This window comes from Lishizhenia sp. (assembly GCF_057456495.1).
In genome coordinates this window covers 1-4,307 of record NZ_JBVCPV010000217.1, presented here as the reverse complement: position 1 = coordinate 4,307, position 4,307 = coordinate 1, and the positions used below count along the sequence as shown (strand labels likewise).

Genomic DNA, 4,307 nt, shown 5'->3' with positions numbered 1-4,307 from the left:
GTTAGGTGGTGAAGAGTCTGGAGGTATTGCTACAAAAGGTCACATTCCTGAAAGAGATGGAATTTGGATGGGATTGATCATTTGGGAATATATGGCTAAATCGGGTAAATCATTGAATGAATTAATCGAAGAGGTGTACGAATTAGTTGGACCATTTAAGTTCGAGAGAAGTGATTTACACATTACAGAAGAGTTGAAACAAAGTATTATCTCTAATTGTAAAGCGAATAAATACGCTTCATTTGGAGAGTATAAAGTAACAGATATTCAAACCATCGACGGATTCAAATTCTTCTTAGATAATGGAGGATGGGTAATGATACGTCCTTCTGGAACTGAGCCTGTATTGCGTGTTTATGCAGAAGGTAAAGACTTAGAGGAGGTTCGTAAAATGTTAAGAGCTACTGAAAAAGAAATATTGTAATTATGGCAGGAAATTCTATTGGAACTCAATTTAGACTCACCAGCTTCGGAGAATCACACGGAGAAGGACTGGGGGGAATTATCGATGGTATGCCGTCTGGAGTTGCAGTAGATTTGGATTTTATTCAAGATGAATTGAATAGAAGAAGACCTGGTCAAAGTGCTATCGTAACTCAAAGAAAAGAGGGCGATCGCATAGAAATATTGTCGGGCGTTTTTGAGGGTAAAACCACAGGAACGCCCTTGGCTTTTTTAATTCGTAACGAAAATCAGAAGTCAAAAGATTATTCTCATATCAAAGACACTTACCGCCCCTCTCACGCAGATTATACTTATGATCAAAAATATGGTATTCGCGATTACAGAGGAGGAGGGAGATCAAGTGCCAGAGAAACTGTTGCTCGTGTTGTAGCGGGTGCATTTGCAAAACTCTTCTTAAAAGAAGAAGGAATTTCTTTTACAGCCTTTGTACATCAAATTGGTCATCTTAAACTGACTAAAGCGTATGCAGAGTTGGACTTGGCGAAAGCAGAGACCAATGTTGTACGTTGTCCAGACCCTGAATTAGCGGTAGAAATGGAGAACTTTGTAAAGGAGGTTCGAAAAGATGGAAATACGGTAGGAGGAGCAATTCAATGTGTTATTCAAGGTTTACCTGCAGGATTAGGAGAACCTGTGTTTGATAAACTACATGCTGATCTAGGAAAGGCAATGTTGTCCATCAATGCCGTAAAAGGATTTGAATATGGATCAGGATTTGATGCTGTAACCATGAAAGGTTCTGAGCATAATGATACTTTTAATTCAGATTTTTCGACGCAAACAAATCATTCGGGTGGTGTACAGGGAGGTATCTCCAATGGTGAAGATATTTACTTCAACGTCGCCTTTAAACCCGTTGCTACTTTGATGCAAAAACAACATACAGTAAATGTAGAAGGTAAGACCGTTGAAATGGAAGGAAAGGGTAGGCACGACCCTTGTGTAGTTCCTAGGGCAGTAGTTATCGTTGAAGCGATGGCTGCAATCACAATTATGGATCACTTTCTCCGTGCAAAGAGCTACCAATAACTGGACATTCTAGCTCTGGTATTTTACTTATATTAGTCCCCACAAGTCAAATTTTATGAAGGAAAAGAAGAAGATGGCCTTGCATTGGCGTATAATGATTGCAATGGCTTTAGGTGTGATTTGGGCAATTGTTTCAAACTATTTAGGATGGAATGATTTTACAACAGATTGGATAGGTCCATTCGGAACCATCTTTATTAATTCATTAAAGTTTATCGCTATTCCTTTGATCCTCTTTGGAATTATAGGAGGTGTTGCGAGTTTAGAAAATATTGGAACCCTAGGTAAAATGGGAGGAAAAACCCTATTAACCTATCTCATTACTACGGTAATCTCTGTAAGTTTAGGATTGATACTTGTGAATATATTCAATCCAGGAAAAACGGATGACGAAGCAATGGCGCGTCAAAATCGTTTGGAGTATGAGATGTGGGCGACAGATAATAATGTGGAAATAAAAGACAATAAAAATCTTTTGGCCACAGCTACACCAGAAGAAATTAGTAAGATTAAATCCGTGATGGTATCTGACACTACTTCTGCAGATTACAAGGATGTTGTCGCGAAGAAAAGTGCTGCAGAACAAAAAATGGGAGGACCATTACAGCCTTTGGTAGATATGGTTCCTACTAATTTATTCAAAGCTTTTGCTCAAGGCGAAATGCTTCAAGTAATTTTCTTTGCCATCTTTTTTGGAATAGTGCTCGCTTTCTTACCCAATGAAAAAGTAGGTGTGGTTATCAATTTTGTAAATGGTATGAATGAAGCCTTTGTAAAAATGGTCGATTTTATCATGATAGCTTCTCCTTATTTCATTTTTTGTTTGATGGCCGGAGTATTGGCAAAGATGGCAGATACACCAGAGGAAATGTTTGAAATATTCTACAGTTTAGGGAAATACGCCTTGGTGGTATTAGCAGGATTATTACTCTTAATTTTTGGTTTCTACCCTTTACTATTAAGATTATTTGGAGCAAAAGTGGGGTACAGAGAATTCTTCAATGCGATGAGTCCGGCTCAATTTTTAGCTTTCTCAACGGCTTCTAGTGCCGCGACTTTGCCCGTTACTATTGAATGTGTAGAAGACACCTTAAAAGTACCACAACGTGTAACACGATTTGTATTGCCCATTGGAGCAACAGTAAATATGGACGGTACTTCATTATATCAATCAGTAGCGGTAATCTATTTGGCTCAACTCTTTGGTGTAGATTTAGACTTCCAACAGCAACTAGGGATAGTAGCAACAGCAACATTAGCATCTATAGGTTCGGCGGCTGTTCCAAGTGCTGGATTAATTATGTTAATGATCGTTTTAGAGTCTGTAGGTCTAAATTCATTTTGGGTAGTCCTAATTTATCCTATAGATCCTTTACTAGATAGATTTAGAACGGTTGCCAATGTAACCAGTGATGCCACGGTTTCTACTATCATAGCTAAAACAGATAAGGAAAAATGATTCAGAAATATTTCTTTCTAAGTGTTTTTGCATTTACAATTTCATGTAAAACACAAACTAGCGAAATTACTCCATGGGAGATTTCTTACCCGGAAGATAATGCACCGAATAACGAAATAGCCGCCTTCGGAAAGGAGTTGTTTTTTGATAAAAACTTATCTGTAGACAATAGTATCTCTTGTGCATCTTGCCATTTACCCGAGTTTGCTTTTGCTGATACCCTTGCCTTTTCGAAAGGAGTAAATGGAAGACAGGCGGGGAGAAATACACCCTCTATTATCAATTCAGCTTTCAGTCACAGATTCATGGGGGAAGGTCAAGTACCTACCCTGGAGATGCAAGTACTGCTTCCTTTATTGGATAAAAATGAAATGGGAGCATCTATGAAAGATGTGATACAGGAGTTAAAACCTAAATACAATGCCCAAGCTCAGAAGCTCTTCAATAGAGATTTAGACCCTTATGTTCTAACCAGAGCTTTGGCAAATTATGAACGTACATTGGTTGCGTATGCATCACCTTTTGACCAGTATTTTTACGGGGGAGATAACAATGCAATCAGTGATGATGCCAAAGCAGGTTGGAAATTATTTTCTGAGGACCTTAATTGCGTAGTTTGTCACCCAGCACCTAAATTCACAGCACATGAGCTTAAAAATAACGGACTCTATAAAGATTATCCGGATGAAGGAAGGTACAAGGTAACGGGGAGATTTGAGGATAAGGGCAAGTTTAAAGTTCCTTCTTTAAGAAATGTGGAATTAACAGCTCCTTATATGCACGACGGTAAATATGCCACTTTAGAAGATGTTGTAGCGCATTATGCGAAAGGGGGCGAGGGACATCCAAACCAAGATTCACTTATCTCAGGGTTTGAAATTACGCAAGAAAAGAAAGTACAGCTTTTGTCTTTTTTAAAGACCCTAACAGATACGAATATTCAGAAATAGACGAACTTTCTTAAAAAAGTAAGATGGGTGTTGTTCACTTTTGTTTGGGAGTAATGCCTATACTAGTTGAAGAAGTCCCAACTCACACCAAGCCTTAAAAACATAGGCATAATCGTGTAATTATCATCTACTCGAATTCTTTCGTCGTTCCAAAGGCTGGATAAATTCTCAGCACGTAAAAAGAGCCTGAAAGGATCTAAATCAATAGCACCGAAAGCGTGAACAACAAAGTAATCTCCCGTATTGGCAGCTCCTACAACAGGAGAGTATAAACTCATTTCGGGGAGGTAAAGCATGCTGTTGTATCCAGACAGGTATTGAATGTCGAATCCTATATTTAGTTTCAATTTTTCAGCTTTGAACATCGGTGTGTTGTAGGCTATTCTATTCGATGAAATGAACTT

General features: G+C 38.4%; 4 protein-coding genes and 1 pseudogene. 4 read left to right on the top strand and 1 reads right to left on the bottom strand.

The features are described from left to right. The 4 genes and pseudogenes from AC22ZQ_RS12815 to AC22ZQ_RS12800 form a co-directional block, all read left to right on the top strand. Positions 1-424: pseudogene (locus AC22ZQ_RS12815) on the top strand (phosphoglucomutase/phosphomannomutase family protein); the annotation flags it as partial. A 2-nt stretch (positions 425-426) separates the two neighbouring features. Further along, the gene (gene aroC, locus AC22ZQ_RS12810; RefSeq protein ID WP_318959161.1) at positions 427-1,494 is read left to right on the top strand and encodes a chorismate synthase; all 1,068 of its coding nucleotides are present in this window, start codon (positions 427-429) and stop codon (positions 1,492-1,494) included. Between the two features lie 55 nt (positions 1,495-1,549). Further along, positions 1,550-2,953, top strand: coding sequence for a dicarboxylate/amino acid:cation symporter (locus AC22ZQ_RS12805; protein ID WP_318959160.1), 1,404 nt, complete (start codon positions 1,550-1,552; stop codon positions 2,951-2,953). Further along, positions 2,950-3,903, top strand: coding sequence for a cytochrome-c peroxidase (locus AC22ZQ_RS12800; protein WP_318959159.1), 954 nt, complete (start codon positions 2,950-2,952; stop codon positions 3,901-3,903). Before AC22ZQ_RS12805 ends, AC22ZQ_RS12800 begins: the two co-directional genes overlap by 4 nt. A gap of 62 nt (positions 3,904-3,965) precedes the next feature. Here AC22ZQ_RS12800 and AC22ZQ_RS12795 read toward each other — a convergent pair. Continuing rightward, a partial coding sequence (locus AC22ZQ_RS12795; RefSeq protein ID WP_318959158.1) for a putative porin occupies positions 3,966-4,307 on the bottom strand: 342 nt, incomplete at its 5' end.

Bases quoted from the DNA above. Each gene is read 5' to 3' on its own strand.
- aroC (WP_318959161.1), top strand. From the start codon at position 427: ATGGCAGGAAATTCTATTGGAACTCAATTTAGACTCACCAGCTTCGGA.
- AC22ZQ_RS12805 (WP_318959160.1), top strand. From the start codon at position 1,550: ATGAAGGAAAAGAAGAAGATGGCCTTGCATTGGCGTATAATGATTGCA.
- AC22ZQ_RS12800 (WP_318959159.1), top strand. From the start codon at position 2,950: ATGATTCAGAAATATTTCTTTCTAAGTGTTTTTGCATTTACAATTTCA.